The following is a 17,512-nucleotide window of genomic DNA, read 5'->3' as shown; positions in this document are numbered from 1 at the left end:
GGATGATTCAAATCCTCCTAAAACGTCTTGCTTAACTTCTCAAACACTCTCTTAGGTCAAGATGTGAGTGGTATGGTAGTCACCGTACCTTGGCATCCCACTGCAAACACAGGCAGCAATTTCCCTACGAATGCCGTAAGACTCTGGGGCGGGGATGTAAACTGGCGAAGCGCTACAGCCTACGACGCCATACAGGCAGTTGTGGGTGGACTGAGGCAAGCGGGCACGCGCGAGGGGCTACAAAAAGTCTTAGCGAGTTCTAGCTTCTCTGTGGATGGAGCCACTGGCAAAATACAATTTCAACCCTCAGGCGATCGCTTGGGTGCGCCATTATTAGTCAAGATCGCTCCGGGCAATCGCTCTGGCACAGGCTTCGATTTTGTCTCTATTCCCAACCCTTAGCCCCAAATTTTAGTCCAGAATTTTAGTTTAGAAATGAACACCAAAAAATTAGGGATAGTTGATGAACAACTACCCCCAGAAAATATTGTTTGAATTTTTTTAGCTAGCAATATATTCCTGCATTCTCGCTTTACGCTTGCGCAGGCTGTCCATAGCTTGACGCTCTAATTGCCTTACTTGCTCTCGGCTTAGATCCATACGTTTGCTGATGCTGGCGAGGGACATTTCCTGTCCATCTTCCAGACCATAGCGCATGATCATCACCTGTCTTTGCTTGTCAGGCAACTCTTTCAACATATCGGCAATGCCATCCCGCAAGGACTCATTCACAGCATAGCGCTCGGGTGAATGGGTTTGATCCTCTAACAAGTCAGCTAGCTCCGTGTCTTGGTTGTCCCCAATTCTCAGGTCGAGAGATACGGGTTGTCGCGAAAGCGATAGACATTCACGTACCTGTTCGGGTTTAATTTCCAATATTTGCGCGACTTCAGCAGCAGTTGCGACGCGTCCTAATTCTTGCGAAAGTTGACGTTGCGCTTTTTTGATCTTGTTGAGTTTCTCGGTGATGTGAACGGGCAAACGAATCGTTCTAGCTTGCTGCGCGATCGCTCTGGTAATCGCTTGACGAATCCACCAGTAGGCATAGGTAGAGAACTTAAATCCTTTGGTCGGATCGAACTTATCTACAGCACGTTCCAGTCCCAAGGTTCCCTCTTGCACTAAGTCCAAAAGTTCGAGATTCCGCTTTTGGTATTTTTTGGCAACAGAAACCACAAGCCGCAGATTCGCTTCGATCATCTTGCGCTTGGCTCTAGTGCCTTGTTTCATCAGCTCTGTCAAGGCATCCGTTGACATACCGACGGCATCAGCCCATTCTGTTTCAGTTGGGAGGCGATCGCTCTTTTGAGACATCGTCTCTTGCGTGGTTACAACTTCCATCATTTGCTGCACTTGCTTCCCATAGATGATCTCCTCCTCATCTGTGAGCAACGGGATCTTGCCGATCTCGTGTAAGTATGTGCGTACCATGTCAGCAGATAGACCTAACTGCTTACTAGATTGCCTATCTGCTGTCTTTGGTGTGGATTGGGTCAGTCTTTGCTTCGGCATATGGTTTATTTCCACTGAACTCCTTTTTTCCAAATCCAGAAAAATGAGGCGTAATTGACTATGTGACTAAAGTTTTAGAGTTTAAAATCGATTTCAATAATTCGATCTTAAACTTTTGTAAACTTGAGCAGCTTATTTGCCAATTGTCTCAAGCTAATCGCGTAGAATGCTAGATCAGCCTTATTTAATTTATTCTTCTGGATTAAATATTATTACAGACAAACAAGAAAAGTCAAAGGGCGGATCGTACTACCTTTTTGTGATTTTGGGTAAGTATTTAGACTCATTCTGAGATATTTTCTTGGACGATTGAAACCAAACTGTGAAAACTAAACAAAAGTCATTAAGTTTAGATTGTGTAAAATTTGAATCATTCTCTTTACCTTCTACGTTGCATTCTTAGATTTGGATTTAGATTTTCCAGAATAAAAAGTAAGTGGTTTTCTAGTTAAAAGTTTGTGAACTATAGGACTTAAGACTGGATTGAATTGTTTCTTAAAAATAGAAAAGCTTGGAATTATATTAAATTATTCCCCAAATTCTTATTTTCATTTCACTCAACCGAATTTATAGCTACATAAAAAAGTTCGCTCACAAAACTTCCTTTATCGTTTTTACGGGTAAAGGGTAACAAGCTAAGCCATCATACAAGGCATCTCTTTGCGAATGCTTCGCCCTTACGAGAGATGTATCTTTAAAATTTACTAAACAGATTTGCGACTGTAGAAAGGTTCATAAAAGACGCAGTTGTAGATTTCTATAGTTTAAAATTTATGGCTGAGAATGCTGAGATTGACTGCTTTGTGATCTAGATCGGATTTACTATTGATGAGGTTGACGCGAACAAGTGATTCTGAGCATTTTCTTAGTATCAAGTTTGTGACAACATTTATTCATTCAGGTTCATTCAGGGAGAAATTTGTGGCACATTCTGTAACGTTGATTAGAGGAGACGGCATCGATCCAGTGGTAGCTCAAGCTACACAAACAGCAGTCGAAGCAACTGGTGTCGCAAAGGGTGTTGCGTTACTTGTGCAGGCCTGATACTGCCGATCGCTTACAAAAAGCGGTTGAGAATGTCATCGGCAAAGGAACTCATGTCACCTACGAGCTTGCTTCTGCGGATGTTACCTCCGTCGGTAAGCAGGAAATGGCCGAAGCGATCGCAGCTAAGCTAACCAAAAGTTAGTTTTCCTATACAACAGGCAAAATTTTGGCAAATTGCTAAATATTTAAGCCAGGGTGCGGGAACTTGCTGGGGGGTTATTCCGACAGAGTGAATATCATCAACACAATCAGAAAAAATCAACAGTAACTCACAGGTTCATTGTTATGTTTACTTTTAAGCAACCAATCAAATCACTAAGACCAGCTTTGATCTTGGGCACACTCTGCCTCTCAACCTTAGTGGGAACAGTAGCAATCACCTCAACCGTAGAAGCACAAAGAGGTCAGTCCTACGGATTGGGTATGAGCGGTAGTTCTGTACAAGGTGGAGCTATTCGCGGCGACCTACCGAGCGTGCTTTTATTAGTTCCCCCAGATGGCGCTCGCACCCTATCTGCTCGTCCTACCCTCTACTGGTACGTTTCCGCTAACGAGAATGAAAACCGGTCAGGCTTTAAGATGAGGCTTTATTTAAGGGAAAACCCAACTCAAGAGGCAAAAAATCTTTTTGACGTACAAGGAAGTGGAAAGGAAGTAGGTCTGTATAAATTCACGCTACCTAGCTCAGCACCTAGTCTAGTAGAAGGGAAGGTTCAACGCCTACAGTTACGCTGGAAAAGAGGACTTGATGATGTCAATTTAAATGCATTAGTTTTACTTGACAAAGATCCTAAAGTGGTCAAAGCATTGAGTGAATCCTCTTCGGGTTTGGAAAAAGCTCGTATTTTAGCTAAAGAGCGTTATTGGTATGATGCCTTAGATGCTTACAGCCAATGGATCGAAGCTCATCCCAAAGATGATGTGGCAATTAAAGAACGCAAAGCATTATTGACAGAGGGCTTAAACTTGAAGTCTAACGAGCAAGATCCAGAGAAAAAGAAAAAAGCAGACGAAAACATCCAAATGTTGCTCTGTAAGATTTCTCAAAGCTCAACGCCCCTACAGATAAAGCTGCCATAAGGTTCGATCGCCAAGAGAGCCGACGCTCGCTCAAAGTGCTGGGAGATCGCAGCTAAAGGTAGTACTAAGATGCGATCGAAGATGTTATGATTTCATCGAAATCAAGCACCAATAATGTCAGTTCGGGATAGGCTGAAACTGTGATTCTAGAGTTTTAACTTGAAGGTTATGACCTAGCAATCTTGCCTTAGGCAAGTTCAACATATCCCTTTAGACCAAATTTTGGTTAACTTACGTTACAGTGTCTCGGTTATTTTAACGTCTATGTCTAGACTCTCAAGGCAATTATATGGCAGATAAGTCAGGGAATTTTTTGGGTGGGTTTCTATTGGGGACACTTGTGGGAGGTGTACTAGGTTTAGTAATTGCCTCTAAGTTGAGTGAGTCTGAGCCCGATCCAGAAAGTCTTTCATCTGACACAACGGGTCAAGATCTAAAGCAGTCTAATGATGCTGCAACCAATGACATCGCAAGACGTAGCCTAGAGCAAAAAATTGCCCAACTCAATCAAGCGATCGATGCAGTAAGTCAAGAACTTGCTGAAGCTGAAGGAAACGGGCGTAGACAGTCTCTCGTGCGCTCCAATTCTGAAATAAATGATGCTTGAACTGGGGCAAACCGTAAATTTCTAGCCTAAACCTTCGCCAAATTTATTTTGTGTTTAAGATTTCCATGTCTAAAATTTCGAGACAGGGTTAGAATGTTTCCATCATACTGACCAAACAATTTTCTAGAAACTCCTATGGAAATGATCCTTAGTACGGCGCTTTCGTTTATTTCTATCTACCTAGCCCTCTTATTTATTCGCGTACTTTTGACTTGGTTCCCAAATGTAAGATGGGAAACTCAGCCTTTTGCTGCCCTCAGCCAAATCACGGATCCCTATTTAAATCTTTTTCGCTCGATTATTCCACCGCTCGGTGGCATAGATTTTTCTCCAATGCTCGCTTTTTTTGCATTAACCCTACTACAAAGAGCGTTGGCATCAGTACCTATCTATTAATATTTAGTAGGTAGTATCTAGAAAATCTGTAAATGACGAATATGTTAGATTTGAGCGGCAAAACAGCACTTGTGACTGGTATTGCCAACAATCGTTCGATCGCTTGGGGTATTGCACAAAAACTGCATGAGGCAGGGGCAAAGCTTGGGGTTACCTATTTACCCGACGATCGCGATCGCAACAAAGGCAAGGTTGGTGAACTGGTAGCCCCCTTTTCACCTTCCTTCTTGTTACCCTGTAATGTCCAAGACGACGCACAGGTTGATGGCTTGTTTGACGCTGTTGCACAAAAGTGGGAGAAACTGGACATCTTAGTTCACTGTTTGGCTTTTGCTAACAAAGATGAGCTCTCTGGAAACTTCACCGATATCTCTAGAGATGGGTTTAAGTTAGCCCTTGATGTCAGTGCCTATTCTTTGATTCAACTTTGCCGTGGCGCTAAGCCTTTAATGAAAGAGGGTGGTAGTGTAATTACACTGACCTATTTGGGTGGGGTGAAGGTCGTACCCAACTATAACGTTATGGGTACGGCAAAAGCAGCGCTAGAGATGAACGTGCGTTATCTTGCTGCTGACTTAGGGGCTTCCAATATTCGAGTCAATGGTATTTCGGCTGGGCCAATTCGGACATTGGCATCCGCAGCGATCGGAGACTTTCATAAGATGCTGCACCACTTTGAAGAAACAGCTCCATTAAAGCGTTTGGTCACTCAAGAAGAAGTTGGCAATACTGCGGCTTTTTTGGCAAGCGATCTGTCCAGCGCTATCACAGGGCAAATTATTTATGTTGACTGTGGTTATGAAGTGATGGGAGCCTAACTCAGCCGATTTCACCAGTCTTTGCAGGTCAGCAATTAGATAAGTTATCTAGCAAATATATCAACTTCCTGAATTCCCATGCAGACTGAAACTTTCAGTGAGCTATTTCCATTATTTGATGCAGCCGATGCCGAGACCCTAGAGTGGTTGTTGTCTGAGGCAGTTGAGCGCGACTATCCATCAGGACGAGCTGTCTTGATGGAAGACGCTTGGGGCAATGCGGTCTATTTCATCCTGTCAGGCTGGCTCAAGGTGCGATCTCTAAGAAATCAAGATGCTACAACCTTGGCAGTTTTGGGAAGGGGTGATTTTTTTGGAGAAATGGCGATTTTAGACGAATCTCCCCGCTCAACGGATGTAATTGCCTTTACCCCCGTAAGATTGCTGAGTATCCCTGCTCAACGGTTTATTCAGTTTTTATTTAAAGATTCGCAGCTACATCACCGCATGTTGCAATTAATGGTAAGAAGGCTACGCCGCACCAATCAACGGGCTCAGCTACGGCAGCAAGTGCCAGCTACACGCATTGCCAATGTGTTGATGGGGTTAGCGGAGTCCTATGGCAAAAAGACGGACGCAGGCATTGAAATGTTTAATCTCCCCATTAAAGATCTAGCCGATCTTTCTGAAGTCAGCGTTGACGACACCACTAAGGTGCTTGAAAAAATTATTGAGAAAGCTTGGATCCAAATCGATGCTAAAAACCAACTCCTCAATATCGTCAACCTCAAGCAAATGACCCAATTGGCAACGGTTAGGTAAGACGTAGTTCAAATCGTCAGCACAACCTTACCTGCGATCGAACCCTGCTCTAAAAGCCGATGGGCGGCAGCGGCTTCGGCAAGAGGAAACGATTGACTGACATGGACTTGTAATTTCCCTTCGTCAAATAGTCGCGCGCATTCAGCTAAGATCTGGGCTTGATGGCGCTGTAGATCGGTTAATCCTCGTAACATCGGAGTTAGCATCAGTTCGAGACTAATTCGCAAGTTGCGATCGCGGGCAATTTTCCATTTTGTTGTAGGGTCGGGCTCTAAAATCGTCACCAGATCGCCATAGATCTGTACGGCAGGAAACGTTTGCGCGAAGGTTGCACCGCCCACCGTATCAAAGGCAAGCTCCACCCCTTCCCCATCTGTCCAGTCGAGCGTGGCTTGGACAAAGTCCGTTTGCTTATAGAGAATTGCCTGATCTGCTCCCAGTTGGCGCACAAAGTCAGCCTTTGCCGCTGAACCAACTGTCGTACAAATACTAGCACCCTTGAGCGCTGCCAGTTGAATGGCGATATGACCGACACCACCTGCCCCAGCATGAACTAATACCTTGCGTCCTGCTTCTAATCTTCCTCTTTCGTAGAGAGCTTCCCAAGCTGTGATTAGGACGAGGGGTGAAGCTGCCGCCGCTTCAAACGATAGGGACGTAGGCTTAGGGGCAACCCAGCGTTCGTCAACGATCGCAAACTCGGCATAGGTTCCAGGATGTCCTCCCAGCCCGCCATGACAAAAGTAGACAGGATCTCCCACTTGAAAATGCTTGACGTCAGAGCCTACTGCTTCGACAATGCCCGCGCCATCACAACCCAAAATAGCCGGCATTTTTTCGGGATAGAACGTGCCTCTGCGCCGTAATTTCGTATCAATGGGATTTATCCCAGCCGCCTTGAGCCGAATCAGCAGATCTGTTGGGGTCTGAATGGTGGGTTGAGGAACCTCTGCCAGTTGTAAGACCTCTGGTTCACCCGCAGTTGTGAATAAGATTGCTTTCATATTTCATGCCTTTCTTGTTTCATAGCTTTCTTGCAGAGGGTTATACCCTTTGGCTTTGCCATGCTTCCTGAAAGTCTCGCACGACCCGATCCATACCGACAGACCGTGAGGCTTTAAATAACAAGCGATCGCCTGCTTTTACTTCTTGCAATAGCATTTGGGTAATTTCAGCATGGCTGTGACAGGTTGCCACAAATCCTGCCTGCCTGTCGGCTCCAGTGACAATGGCATCTGCTTCGCCATCTGACAGCACGATCAAGCGATCGATATTAAGATTGCGGACAACTTCGCCCACTTGCCGATGTAACTTTTCTGACATCTCGCCTAACTCTTTCATCGCCCCTAAAATTGCCCAACGCCGACGGGCTGGGGTATCGGCTAACAGACGTAGGGCAGCGATCGTTGCTTCGGGCGAAGCATTATAGGTCTCATCCAAAATAATCACATCATCAGTCAGGTGATGAATCTGAGCGCGACCAAAGGGCAAATCTAGCGCCCCAATTCCCTGCATCGTGGGTTGCCAGTCTAGTCCTAGTGCTTTAAGTACTGCCAAACCAGCGAGAAAATTCATGGCATTATGACGACCTGCTAAAGGCATCTCCCAAGTTTTTTCGTCAATCTGAAGCTTGCCACTCACCAATTCCCCCTTCACATCCCCGACATCCAAGCCATAGGTGAGCGTTTGCCCATGCCATACCTGTTTTGCGGTTGACAGGAGCAGTAAATCCGTGGCATTTAATACCGCAATTCCCTCTGCGGACATCTCAGCCAGTAGTTCGCATTTTGCCGAAGCGATCGCTTCTTGAGAACCCAGTCTACCGATGTGGGCAGTCCCGATATTGGTAATGACGCTCACGGTTGGATAGGCAACCTTGGCAAGCCGCGCGATTTCCCCTTTGCCGCGCATACCCATCTCTACAACCACAAATTGGTGCTGCTGCGGATCGATCGCCAATAACGTCTGGGCGACACCAATATCATTGTTATGGTTTGCCGTACTTTTGTGAACGCGTTTATCGGCTTGGGTGCAACAACCGAGCAAGGCACTAATCAGCTCTTTAGTCGTGGTTTTCCCTGCGGATCCTGTAACAGCGATTACTGGCAAATTTGTTTGCTGCCGCCACCATCTGGCTAAGTCTTGGTATGCCTTGAGCGTATCTGCCACAACTAGCATCGGTAAAGCGATCGGATCGACCTGTTGTTTTTGCCAATCTTCCCACCATTGCTTGCTCACTACTGCGGCAACTGCGCCTTGGGCGATCGCTTTGGACACAAAGCCATGACCGTCAAAATTTTCACCTGTTAAAGCCACAAAAAGCTCGTCTTGCTTGAGCTTTCGACTGTCGGTGCTAACCCCATTAAGTCTCGTACTTGGGTCTATATATACAGCAGTGGCTGCCATCGCAGCGGCAGCTTGGCTAATTGAACAGTTGCAGGTCATGTTTAACTACTTTTAGATCGATCGCTATTATCAAGCTTGAGATACCACATCGTTTGAAAACATTTCCCACAAAGCTCGAATATAGGGTCTAAATTCTTTAATATGCTCTTCGGAAAGGCGATCGCTAATTTCTTGTCCCACCAAACGCAACATATTTCGGATTAACTCCCAGCTAACCTGCAAAGGGGGATATAGCATCACACAGAGAGGGAATAACTCTTGTTGCAAGGAGGCATAGTTTCCTTCGAGCACACAGAGGCAAAGGTAAACCTGAAACATTTCTGTGTCTCTGAGGCTAGAGATTTTAATGGCGGCGGAGCTTAGTTCGCCACTATAGCAGCGATAGGTTGGATACATGGCAGCCACTTTATCACACACCGCTTTGGCGATTTCACTACTAATGGGCAATAACTGCCGCACAGCTAATAGTGCGGCCGAATTAAAGTCCGATTGGTTAGCAGCAGCCTCATAGGAACGTTGTAAAGGCATGTAAAGATGATCGTCAATCACCTTAAAGTAAGAGGCAACAACGGCTCGCTCCACAGGAGAAAGCAAATCTAAAAGTAACTGACCGCTATAGTGAAACTGCATACTCACAAAGCCAATAATTCTCGGATCGACAGAGGTGTACTTATGCCGAATCTTGCCAACATCTTGCGCGATCGCGACAGAAAGACGGCTGGGGGCAGGCAATTCTGTCGCGCTCTCTAGGGAAGTAGATGTATGTACAGTGCCTAGCATGAGTGAAACGGCACGGGTAGGAGCTTGCTCTGTATAAACACCTAGCGCCTTTTCAAACAGGAACCGAGAATCTACCGCAATTTGCCAAGGATCGATCAGTTCTGGATTAATCCGATGCCTTTGTACTTGCTGCGCCAAAAGTTCTTCGGTTTTTGCCCAAGCTTGGGCACTGGTAAAACGTAGCGCCTGTTGCAATTTTTCAACCGTTGCGGCTCTACCTTGGCTAGAAAGAACCACCTCTAGGTTTGAGGTGTCCGATGGAACCTCTTCTGTCGCAGGATCGACTAACAAGTCTTGAACGTACTTTTTCGCCCAGATTTGGGCTAAGGAATTGGTGGGTGAATCTATATCTAAAGCTAAATTTTGTTTTGCAAAAGGTTCGTCCGAAGAAGTAGTCATAGAAATCATTTTTTTATTAGATTTGACCGTCAAATTTATGGAAATTGATAAAAATATATAAATGGAAAAACATAGATAAATTAAGCATAAATGATATTAACCTCCTCATAATCACGAGCCGACTGATACTTCACAGATTTCTCAAGAGGTATTCCAGTATTTAGAGTTTCAACTACATTTACACCACGATCGCCCTTATCTAGCTAGAATAGGCATCTGGAAACGAGGTAGACAACATGGATGTAATTCCGGCGATTGATATTTTAGATGGACGCTGCGTGAGGCTATACCAAGGGGATTATGCTCGCTCAGAGGTATTTGGTGAAGACCCAGTAGAAATGGCACAGAACTGGTATAGCAAGGGAGCCAAGTATCTTCATGTTGTTGATTTAAACGGGGCAAAAGAGGGAGAACCTAAAAATCTCAAGGTGATTGAAGCGATCGCACGTTCTATTCCCATTCACGTCCAAGTTGGCGGAGGGCTTCGCGATCGCAATCAGATCATGGCAGTGCTTGGCGCAGGGGTGAGCCGCGTAATTTTAGGCACGATCGCCGTAGAACAGCCGCAGTTGGTTGCCGATATTTGTGCTGAATTTCCCGGACAAATTTTAGTGGGCATTGATGCCCGTGAAGGACGTGTCGCCACCCGAGGCTGGCTGACTACTTCGGAGGTGATTGCTGCCGATCTGGCGAAGCGAATGACTGATGTGGGCGTAGCAGGAATTATTTATACAGACATCCATCGCGATGGCACGATGCAGGGGCCTAACCTAGATGCCCTCAAACATTTAGCAGAGAGCGTGAACGTCCCCGTGATTGCTTCGGGTGGAATTAGTTCGATCGCTGATTTACTCAGCCTTTTGTCTTTAGAACCCTTAGGCGTATCCGCAGCCATTGTAGGTAAAGCCATTTACACGGGCGATATTCGCCTAGAAGAAGCTCTGAAGGCTGTCAGCAATGGCAGATGGCAGGACATACCCCCTGAAGTAGGAACGGCAATCGTTTAGTTATTTGTTAAAAGGGCTGTTAGCTGTTAGCGATTTCCTGAAAGCTGAATGCTGAAAGCTGAATGCTATTTTGAAGCGGTCAACAAACCAAATTTTACTAAGCCTCTGGCGTAGCCGCGTGACATCAGGCGTAAGGAGAGGGCAGCATTGACTGTGGATAGTCCAGACTGCAAAACCCCTAAAATTGACGCAGGTGTAAGTGCAGAATCAATTACAACATCCCAAAAAGGGGCTACCTCCTTTGACCAGTCTGCGGTTTGGATGTTTTGAAAGTTGAGGCTCTGGGCGATCGCTTCGTACTCAGGCAAGGAAATCACGTAGGGCAGGCAGTAAACATCGTAGATGCGCTGTAGGTGTGCCTTCTCGTCAACGGATAAAGGTTTATCCCGATCGGCGGGACGATGACACCAAGTAGCAAAAATTAGTCTGCCGTTGGGTTTAAGCACCCGATAACATTCTTGTAAAAACTTGGTTTTATCTGCCATATGCTCGCCACTTTCTAGCGACCAGATCAGATCGAATTGCCGATCGCCAAAGGGCATCGCCAACGCATCCGCCACTTGAAACTGGGTGCGATCGCTAAGTCCAAATTCCTTTGCTCTTTGGGTGGCTCTCTGGGCTTGCACGGGGCTGAGCGTAATTCCTGTTACCTTGGCATTCAGCTTATTGGCGAGATAGAGCGAACTACCACCAATGCCGCAGCCCACATCTAAGACCTGAATCGGCGATTCCCTATTTCCTTCGGAAACGCTTCGCGATCGGGATGCATCCTGCCGCGCTGAATTGCTGAAATCCTCTCCCAGATTTGCCCAAGTTAATAATTCTTCAATCAGATCGATCTGAGCCAGCCGACGATCTTTATTGCGACTAGTTTCGCCCGCTTGGTAGTAGCCGTGGTGCATGTGCTCTCCCCACACCTGTTCCCAAAGCAGAGAGGACTGATCATAAAACTGACGAATGCGATCGTTTAAAGTTGGCATTAATTTTGATATAAATTTGGGTATTCAGCCTGAATTTAGGTAGGGGCAGGCACTGGGGCTCTACTCCGATACTCTGGATAATCCGAACATTCAATCATAGACATTGGTCAACGATCGCTCTAGGATCGAGAATGCTGTGTTTAGGATAACGTATGACAATCTCCCCTGAGGCAATTAAGCAACTAAAACAAGAGGTCGGCATTGCGGCGGCACGACGAGTCAAGTCTGGAATGGTCGTTGGACTTGGTACTGGCTCAACCACAGCCTTTGCGATCGCTGAGTTAGGAGCAAGGCTGGCTGGGGGCGAGTTAAAGGATATTGTCGGCATCCCCACATCGTTTCAAGCCTCGGTATTAGGGAAAAAATATGGCATCCCCCTGAGAACGTTAGATGATGTCGATCGCATTGATATCGCGATCGATGGCGCAGATGAAGTTGACCCTGCAAAAACCTTGATCAAAGGTGGTGGTGCTGCCCATACCCGCGAAAAAGTGATCGATTCTCTAGCAGGATTGTTTATTGTCGTGGTTGATGAATCCAAGTTGGTGGACAAGCTCGGCTCTACCTTTGCCGTTCCTGTAGAAGTACTACCGATGGCGATCGCTCCTGTCACCAGAGCCGTAGAAAAGCTGGGTGGTAAGCCCGAATTGCGGATGGGGATTAAAAAAGACGGCCCCGTAATTACCGATCAGGGCAATATGGTTTTGGATGTCACCTTTGACAACATTCCTGATGCTGCTGAGCTAGAAAAAACGCTGAACAACATCCCTGGGGTGCTAGAAAATGGCTTATTTGTGGGTGTCGCCGATTTGATTTTGGTAGGCGAGTTTAAAGACGGCAATCCCATCATTCGGGAATTCTAAGGAGAATTTGTCTTGTCCCCCTTTTGTAAGGGGGATGCCCGATAGGGCAGGGGGATCGAACCCTTTGATTACAACAAGTTGACTTGCATTGTGCCGAAATCATTATGCCAAAATCATTGCTCCGAAATCATGTTATTGAATCCGCAACCAAATTTGCGTAACGATCGCGATCTTCTGTAGCCTAGAGTTTTAAGATTTTTTTATATGGCTACGATTTACAAATTACATCCGAGTTCGCCTCAATCGCGCACGATCGAGCAAATCAAGTCTGCGCTACAGCAGGGGGCTGTGATGCTTTACCCCACAGATACGGTTTATGCGATCGGTTGCGACATGACCTCTAAGTCTGCCGTGCAAAGGGTGCGACAGATTAAGCAACTCTCAAACAACAAGCCATTAACGTTTTTGTGCTCTTCCCTATCGAATATCGCTCAATATGCTCTGGTCAGTGATGCTTCGTACCGCATCATGAAAAGTTTAGTACCCGGAGCCTATACATTTATTTTGCCAGCCACCAAGTTAGTACCACGCCTCGTCATGGATCCCAAACGCAAAACTACAGGCATTCGCGTCCCCGATCATCTGGTGTCTCAGTTACTGATTGAAGCGATCGCCAACCCGATCATTTCTACATCAGCAAATTTGAGCGAAGATAGCAGCGAAGAAGATTTTGAAGACTCAGAGGACATTCCAAGTTTCGGTAAATTTAAATCGAATAAATCGAATAAATCTAAAAATGCTTGCGAATTGCCCCAAGCCGAGCTATTCGATCGCTTTGACAAGTTGGTCGATATCATCATCGATGATGGCTCAGAACCTAGCTATCAAGTTTCGACGATCGTAGACTTGACTGAAGATCGACCAAGGATTGTACGACAAGGTTTAGGACAGGTTCCTTTCCTTGAAGCCTAAGGGGTTTAAATCCTAAAAGCCCATTACTTTGGCAACGCTGGCAAGTTCGGGTGCTACGCCTTGATGAAATTTGGCACTGGCATTGGCGATCGCATTGTCAGGATCTTTTAACCCATTGCCCGTCAGCACGCACACAACCGTAGCGCCGTTGGGGATTTGGTCGCTTACTTTTAGCAACCCTGCCACAGAGGCAGCACTGGCAGGTTCGCAGAAAACACCTTCTTCGGCAGCGAGAAATGTATAGGCTTCAAGAATTTCAGTATCGGTAATGCTGTGAAATTCCCCACCACTCTCAGTGCGCACAGCATTGGCTTTGTCCCAGTTGGCAGGGTTACCAATTCTGATTGCCGAAGCGATCGTTTCAGGATGCTCGAACACTTCACCCGTCACCAGAGGTGCAGCTCCTGAAGACTGAAATCCCATCATACGGGGCAGTTTTTTGGCCTTGCCGATCGCGTGATACTGGTTGAACCCCATCCAGTAAGCAGAAATATTACCCGCATTTCCCATGGGGATGCACAACCAGTCGGGGGCATCGCCTAAAACCTCTACAACCTCAAACGCCGCTGTTTTCTGTCCTTCTAGACGGTAAGGGTTGAGCGAGTTAACCAAGGTAATCGGGTAGTGATCCGCCATTTGTCGAACGATCGTGAGCGCTTGATCGAAATTACCTTCCACAGCAATCACTTCTGCACCATAGATTAAAGCTTGGCTGAGTTTTCCTAGCGCGATTTTGCCATCGGGAATCAGTACAAATGCCTTGAGTCCGCCGCGTTTGGCATAGGCTGCTGCCGCCGCTGAGGTATTTCCCGTGCTGGCACAAATTACGGCTTTAGCACCCGCTTCTTTGGCCTTAGAAATCGCCATCGTCATGCCCCGATCCTTAAAGCTGCCTGTGGGGTTAAGCCCATCAAACTTTAGCAGCACCTTAACTTGACGACCCGTTTGGGAACTAATCTTTGCACTCAGCGCGATCGCTGGGATCAGAGGCGTATTGCCCTCATGCAAGGTCACAACTGGGGTTTTTTCGGTTACGGGCAAATAGTCGGCGTAACGGTGGATCAAACCAGGCCAGCCATGATGGGGAGCGCCATGTGGGAGAGAGCTAGGAGCAGGATGAAGGTCGGGACGAATAGAAATCACGCTGATGTTTAGATAAAACAGTTAATGAATTGCTAATGCTAGTTTAACGCCAACCCATTACATTCTCAGAATCGAAAAATTAATCTTGAAAAATTAATCACTTTTTCATGGTCGGCGACAAGCAAAGCTTTGGGAATAATCGCTCCGACTTAATAATGCTAGAGCTGAGTAAGCTATGATGGCAGATGTCTGAAAAATGTCTATAGCTAACAGTTTGGTTTAACCGCATATGGGTAAACAAAGTCGCCTGCTTGCCCTAGTTTTGGCGCTCGTGATCGGCGCAATCTATTGGATCGGTTCGCATCCCCCTAAGTTAGGGCTCGATCTGCGTGGAGGTGCTCAACTCACGCTCCAAGCAGAGCCAAAGCCAGAGGAGGGAATTCCTAAAATTACACCACGGATCATGGAAGCCGCTAAATACGTGGTGGAGCAGCGCATTAATGGTTTAGGTGTCGCCGAGGCCACCATTGTAGTCAGTGGTGAAACCCAGTTGTCTGTGCAGCTACCGGGCGTTGACAATCCAGCTCAAGCAGAACGGGTGCTCGGCAAAACCGCCCAATTAGATTTTCGCAAGCAACGACAAGGTACTGAAGGACAGTTTCGGGCAGAGCTGACAGTCCAAAAAGATTTGCAGATCAAGCAACAATATCTCAAAGCTAGCGCCGATCAAGCTGAGATCGCTGAGAATGAAGCGGCGATTAAGCGGAATAAAGAAGCCATTAGAGGTCTATTCGATCGCACAGGCTTGACGGGACAATATCTGAAGGATGCTGGCGCAGTCACAGGTCAATCTCAAGGTGCTTGGGACGTTGCCCTCACTTTCGATGATAAAGGCGGCGATTTGTTTGCCAAGACAACGGGTGAATTGGGTGGCACAGGTAGAAGCTTGGGAATCTTTTTAGATGACGAACTGATTAGCTACCCTAGCGTGGGCGTTGAATTTCAAGGTAAAGGTATCACAGGCAACCATGCTGTGATTACTGGAAGTAAAAATCTAGAAGGAGCGACTGAACTGGCGCTTCAACTACGAGCGGGAGCTTTACCCGTACCTGTGAAACTCGTGGAGAACCGCACGGTTGGCGCCACATTAGGTGCAGACAGCGTCCAAAGCAGTATCTATGCGGGTGTTGCTGGACTAGTTTTGGTGCTGGTGTTTATGGTTGCCTACTACAAATTGCTAGGGGTTGTGGCAGATGTGGCTCTGTTGGTCTATGCCGTGATTACCTACGCTGCATTTAGTGTTTTAGGCGTAGTCCTCACTTTACCTGGTATTGCTGGCTTCATTCTCAGTATTGGGATTGCTGTCGATGCCAACGTCTTAATTTTCGAGCGGATTCGGGAAGAGCTGCGATCGGGGCGGAGCTTATACAAATCCGTAGAGGCTGGATTTAATCGCGCTTGGGCAAGTATTTTGGATGGTCACGTCACCACGATTATCTCTTGTGTAGCCCTGTTTTGGCTCGGCTCTGGTCTAGTTAAGGGATTTGCTGTGACGTTAGGGTTAGGCGTAGCGGTGAGTTTATTTACAGCAGTAACCTGTAGCCGATCGCTTCTACTAACCGTGATTACCTATCCGAATCTGCGGAAGCCGAGTTTTTATGGCGTGAGAGCGATCGGTAAGCCCAATAATTATGGTGTTAGTTCCGCCCAAGCCGAAATCACAGTTCCATCCGAAGCTGTCGAAAATGATGCAGCCGACGAGAGCGATCGCTCGGCAAATGACAAAACAAAAGGTGCAACGCTTTAAGATTGACTCTGAGATTAGCTCTGAGGGTATTTCTGCGGTTATCAATGCAAGAGGTTATCGATGAAATTAGACGTAATTAAACATAGTCGCCTGTATCTCTCTCTGTCAGGATTGTTTATCTTGGCGGGTATCATTGCCATGTTTGTCTCTTGGCAACAGATCGGGTTACCTTTGCGCCCAGCCATTGACTTTACGGGGGGGACGCGACTCACCCTTGAGTTAGATTGTGGCGATACCACGAAACCTGCGGGGAATCCAGCAGCAAATACCTGTAGCAAGCTGGTTGACATTGTGGCTGTGCGCCAAGCGATCGCAGCGAAAGGCTATACCAATAGCGTTGTGCAGCAACTCGATAACGGTCGTGGCGTGATCGTGCAAACGGGCGATCTAGAAGTCGAAAAGCGGACAGAATTACAAACCCTACTAGAAAGCATCCTAAAAGGATTTGGGCAGATCGATCCTAAAAAATCGCAGATTGAAAGAGTGGGGCCCGCGATCGGCAATCAGCTTCTCACCTCTGGCTTGCAGGCACTGGGAATCTCTTTCCTAGGAATCGCTATCTACCTAGGATTTCGTTTTCAGGCAGACTATGCCATTTTTGCCGTGATTGCCTTGTTCCACGATATTTTTGTCACCGTGGGTATTTTTTCTATTCTGGGCTTAACCATGGGTGTGGAAGTCGATAGCTTGTTTATCGTGGCAATGCTGACCGTTTGCGGCTTCTCGGTCAATGACACCGTAATTATCTACGACCGCATCCGCGAAAATCTCAAAATCCAAGGCAGAGACCATGACTTTAACGATCTAGTTAACCTATCCGTAAATCAAACTTTAGCGCGTTCGATCAATACAACCTTGACGGCAACGCTGCCGCTCATCGCGATCTTTATCTTTGGCGGTGCGACCCTCAAGTACTTCTCGCTTGCTTTAATTATCGGATTCCTCTCTGGAGCCTATTCCAGCATTTTTAACGCCAGTATCTTATTGGCATGGTGGCGCAATCGCAATAACAAAACCAATCAGACTCCTAGCGTAGGCACGAACGCTGTATAA

General features: G+C 46.6%; 19 protein-coding genes. 13 read left to right on the top strand and 6 right to left on the bottom strand.

The features are described 5' to 3' along the window. The first annotated feature begins 63 nt into the window (after nucleotides 1–63). A complete protein-coding gene (locus V2H45_RS13915) occupies nucleotides 64–402 on the top strand; it encodes a hypothetical protein (RefSeq protein WP_330484250.1) in 339 nt (112 codons plus the stop codon). A gap of 99 nt (nucleotides 403–501) precedes the next feature. Here the strand turns inward: V2H45_RS13915 and V2H45_RS13910 are convergent, their stop codons facing one another. Beyond that, nucleotides 502–1,512: an RNA polymerase sigma factor, RpoD/SigA family gene (locus V2H45_RS13910; RefSeq protein ID WP_330484249.1), complete on the bottom strand. Its 1,011-nt coding sequence runs from the start codon at nucleotides 1,510–1,512 to the stop codon at nucleotides 502–504. A gap of 921 nt (nucleotides 1,513–2,433) precedes the next feature. On the opposite strand from V2H45_RS13910, the gene V2H45_RS13905 reads away from it, so the two are divergent. From V2H45_RS13905 to V2H45_RS13875, 7 genes are all read left to right on the top strand, one after another. Next, nucleotides 2,434–2,556 carry a hypothetical protein gene (locus V2H45_RS13905; protein WP_330484248.1) on the top strand — a complete coding sequence of 41 codons (123 nt, stop codon included), beginning with the start codon at nucleotides 2,434–2,436 and terminating at the stop codon, nucleotides 2,554–2,556. Continuing rightward, nucleotides 2,543–2,701, top strand: coding sequence for a hypothetical protein (locus tag V2H45_RS13900; protein ID WP_330484247.1), 159 nt, complete (start codon nucleotides 2,543–2,545; stop codon nucleotides 2,699–2,701). Before V2H45_RS13905 ends, V2H45_RS13900 begins: the two co-directional genes overlap by 14 nt. Before the next feature lie 143 nt (nucleotides 2,702–2,844). Then, entirely contained in the window at nucleotides 2,845–3,639 is a 795-nt protein-coding gene (locus V2H45_RS13895; RefSeq protein WP_330484246.1) for a DUF928 domain-containing protein, read from the top strand. A 289-nt stretch (nucleotides 3,640–3,928) separates the two neighbouring features. Next, complete coding sequence (locus V2H45_RS13890; RefSeq protein ID WP_330484245.1) at nucleotides 3,929–4,246, top strand: hypothetical protein; 318 nt, start codon at nucleotides 3,929–3,931, stop codon at nucleotides 4,244–4,246. Between the two features lie 135 nt (nucleotides 4,247–4,381). After that, nucleotides 4,382–4,642 carry a YggT family protein gene (locus V2H45_RS13885; RefSeq protein WP_330484244.1) on the top strand — a complete coding sequence of 87 codons (261 nt, stop codon included), beginning with the start codon at nucleotides 4,382–4,384 and terminating at the stop codon, nucleotides 4,640–4,642. Between the two features lie 41 nt (nucleotides 4,643–4,683). Next, on the top strand, nucleotides 4,684–5,460 hold the full coding sequence (gene fabI / locus V2H45_RS13880) for an enoyl-ACP reductase FabI (RefSeq protein ID WP_408648784.1): 777 nt from the start codon (nucleotides 4,684–4,686) through the stop codon (nucleotides 5,458–5,460). A gap of 78 nt (nucleotides 5,461–5,538) precedes the next feature. Beyond that, on the top strand, nucleotides 5,539–6,222 hold the full coding sequence (locus tag V2H45_RS13875) for a Crp/Fnr family transcriptional regulator (RefSeq protein WP_330484242.1): 684 nt from the start codon (nucleotides 5,539–5,541) through the stop codon (nucleotides 6,220–6,222). Between the two features lie 8 nt (nucleotides 6,223–6,230). On the opposite strand, the gene V2H45_RS13870 is transcribed toward V2H45_RS13875, so the two are convergent. Genes V2H45_RS13870 through V2H45_RS13860 form a run of 3 tightly spaced genes read right to left on the bottom strand, consistent with a single transcriptional unit; the run spans nucleotide 6,231 to nucleotide 9,807 of the window. Continuing rightward, nucleotides 6,231–7,226, bottom strand: coding sequence for a zinc-dependent alcohol dehydrogenase family protein (locus tag V2H45_RS13870; RefSeq protein ID WP_330484241.1), 996 nt, complete (start codon nucleotides 7,224–7,226; stop codon nucleotides 6,231–6,233). Between the two features lie 40 nt (nucleotides 7,227–7,266). Then, nucleotides 7,267–8,667: a UDP-N-acetylmuramoyl-tripeptide--D-alanyl-D-alanine ligase gene (locus tag V2H45_RS13865; protein ID WP_330484240.1), complete on the bottom strand. Its 1,401-nt coding sequence runs from the start codon at nucleotides 8,665–8,667 to the stop codon at nucleotides 7,267–7,269. A gap of 30 nt (nucleotides 8,668–8,697) precedes the next feature. Continuing rightward, a complete protein-coding gene (locus tag V2H45_RS13860; RefSeq protein ID WP_330484239.1) occupies nucleotides 8,698–9,807 on the bottom strand; it encodes a hypothetical protein in 1,110 nt (369 codons plus the stop codon). A 236-nt stretch (nucleotides 9,808–10,043) separates the two neighbouring features. Between V2H45_RS13860 and hisA the strand changes: the two genes are divergently transcribed. Further along, nucleotides 10,044–10,814, top strand: a complete 771-nt coding sequence (gene hisA / locus V2H45_RS13855; RefSeq protein ID WP_330484238.1) for a 1-(5-phosphoribosyl)-5-[(5-phosphoribosylamino)methylideneamino]imidazole-4-carboxamide isomerase — start codon at nucleotides 10,044–10,046, stop codon at nucleotides 10,812–10,814. Between the two features lie 65 nt (nucleotides 10,815–10,879). On the opposite strand, the gene V2H45_RS13850 is transcribed toward hisA, so the two are convergent. Then, nucleotides 10,880–11,794, bottom strand: a complete 915-nt coding sequence (locus V2H45_RS13850) for a methyltransferase domain-containing protein (RefSeq protein ID WP_330484237.1) — start codon at nucleotides 11,792–11,794, stop codon at nucleotides 10,880–10,882. 152 nt (nucleotides 11,795–11,946) lie between these two features. Here V2H45_RS13850 and rpiA point away from each other — a divergent pair, with 152 nt between their 5' ends. Continuing rightward, complete coding sequence (gene rpiA, locus V2H45_RS13845) at nucleotides 11,947–12,657, top strand: ribose-5-phosphate isomerase RpiA (protein WP_330484236.1); 711 nt, start codon at nucleotides 11,947–11,949, stop codon at nucleotides 12,655–12,657. A 204-nt stretch (nucleotides 12,658–12,861) separates the two neighbouring features. Beyond that, entirely contained in the window at nucleotides 12,862–13,569 is a 708-nt protein-coding gene (locus V2H45_RS13840) for an L-threonylcarbamoyladenylate synthase (protein WP_330484235.1), read from the top strand. 12 nt (nucleotides 13,570–13,581) lie between these two features. Here the strand turns inward: V2H45_RS13840 and thrC are convergent, their stop codons facing one another. Continuing rightward, nucleotides 13,582–14,703, bottom strand: coding sequence for a threonine synthase (gene thrC / locus V2H45_RS13835; RefSeq protein ID WP_408648783.1), 1,122 nt, complete (start codon nucleotides 14,701–14,703; stop codon nucleotides 13,582–13,584). Between the two features lie 238 nt (nucleotides 14,704–14,941). Between thrC and secD the strand changes: the two genes are divergently transcribed. Continuing rightward, nucleotides 14,942–16,459, top strand: a complete 1,518-nt coding sequence (gene secD, locus V2H45_RS13830; RefSeq protein ID WP_330484233.1) for a protein translocase subunit SecD — start codon at nucleotides 14,942–14,944, stop codon at nucleotides 16,457–16,459. A 60-nt stretch (nucleotides 16,460–16,519) separates the two neighbouring features. Further along, nucleotides 16,520–17,512, top strand: a complete 993-nt coding sequence (secF, locus tag V2H45_RS13825) for a protein translocase subunit SecF (protein ID WP_330484232.1) — start codon at nucleotides 16,520–16,522, stop codon at nucleotides 17,510–17,512.

This window comes from Tumidithrix elongata BACA0141, from assembly GCF_036349135.1.
Lineage (GTDB): Bacteria > Cyanobacteriota > Cyanobacteriia > Pseudanabaenales > Pseudanabaenaceae > Tumidithrix > Tumidithrix elongata.
Note: the sequence above shows the minus strand (reverse complement) of the source record. Positions and strands in the feature narration are given on the sequence as shown.

Bases quoted from the DNA above. Each gene is read 5' to 3' on its own strand.
- fabI (WP_408648784.1), top strand. From the start codon at position 4,684: ATGTTAGATTTGAGCGGCAAAACAGCACTTGTGACTGGTATTGCCAAC.
- V2H45_RS13895 (WP_330484246.1), top strand. From the start codon at position 2,845: ATGTTTACTTTTAAGCAACCAATCAAATCACTAAGACCAGCTTTGATC.
- hisA (WP_330484238.1), top strand. From the start codon at position 10,044: ATGGATGTAATTCCGGCGATTGATATTTTAGATGGACGCTGCGTGAGG.
- V2H45_RS13850 (WP_330484237.1), bottom strand. From the start codon at position 11,794: ATGCCAACTTTAAACGATCGCATTCGTCAGTTTTATGATCAGTCCTCT.
- V2H45_RS13875 (WP_330484242.1), top strand. From the start codon at position 5,539: ATGCAGACTGAAACTTTCAGTGAGCTATTTCCATTATTTGATGCAGCC.
- secD (WP_330484233.1), top strand. From the start codon at position 14,942: ATGGGTAAACAAAGTCGCCTGCTTGCCCTAGTTTTGGCGCTCGTGATC.
- rpiA (WP_330484236.1), top strand. From the start codon at position 11,947: ATGACAATCTCCCCTGAGGCAATTAAGCAACTAAAACAAGAGGTCGGC.
- V2H45_RS13840 (WP_330484235.1), top strand. From the start codon at position 12,862: ATGGCTACGATTTACAAATTACATCCGAGTTCGCCTCAATCGCGCACG.
- V2H45_RS13885 (WP_330484244.1), top strand. From the start codon at position 4,382: ATGGAAATGATCCTTAGTACGGCGCTTTCGTTTATTTCTATCTACCTA.
- V2H45_RS13870 (WP_330484241.1), bottom strand. From the start codon at position 7,226: ATGAAAGCAATCTTATTCACAACTGCGGGTGAACCAGAGGTCTTACAA.
- secF (WP_330484232.1), top strand. From the start codon at position 16,520: ATGAAATTAGACGTAATTAAACATAGTCGCCTGTATCTCTCTCTGTCA.
- V2H45_RS13890 (WP_330484245.1), top strand. From the start codon at position 3,929: ATGGCAGATAAGTCAGGGAATTTTTTGGGTGGGTTTCTATTGGGGACA.
- V2H45_RS13865 (WP_330484240.1), bottom strand. From the start codon at position 8,667: ATGACCTGCAACTGTTCAATTAGCCAAGCTGCCGCTGCGATGGCAGCC.
- V2H45_RS13860 (WP_330484239.1), bottom strand. From the start codon at position 9,807: ATGACTACTTCTTCGGACGAACCTTTTGCAAAACAAAATTTAGCTTTA.
- V2H45_RS13910 (WP_330484249.1), bottom strand. From the start codon at position 1,512: ATGCCGAAGCAAAGACTGACCCAATCCACACCAAAGACAGCAGATAGG.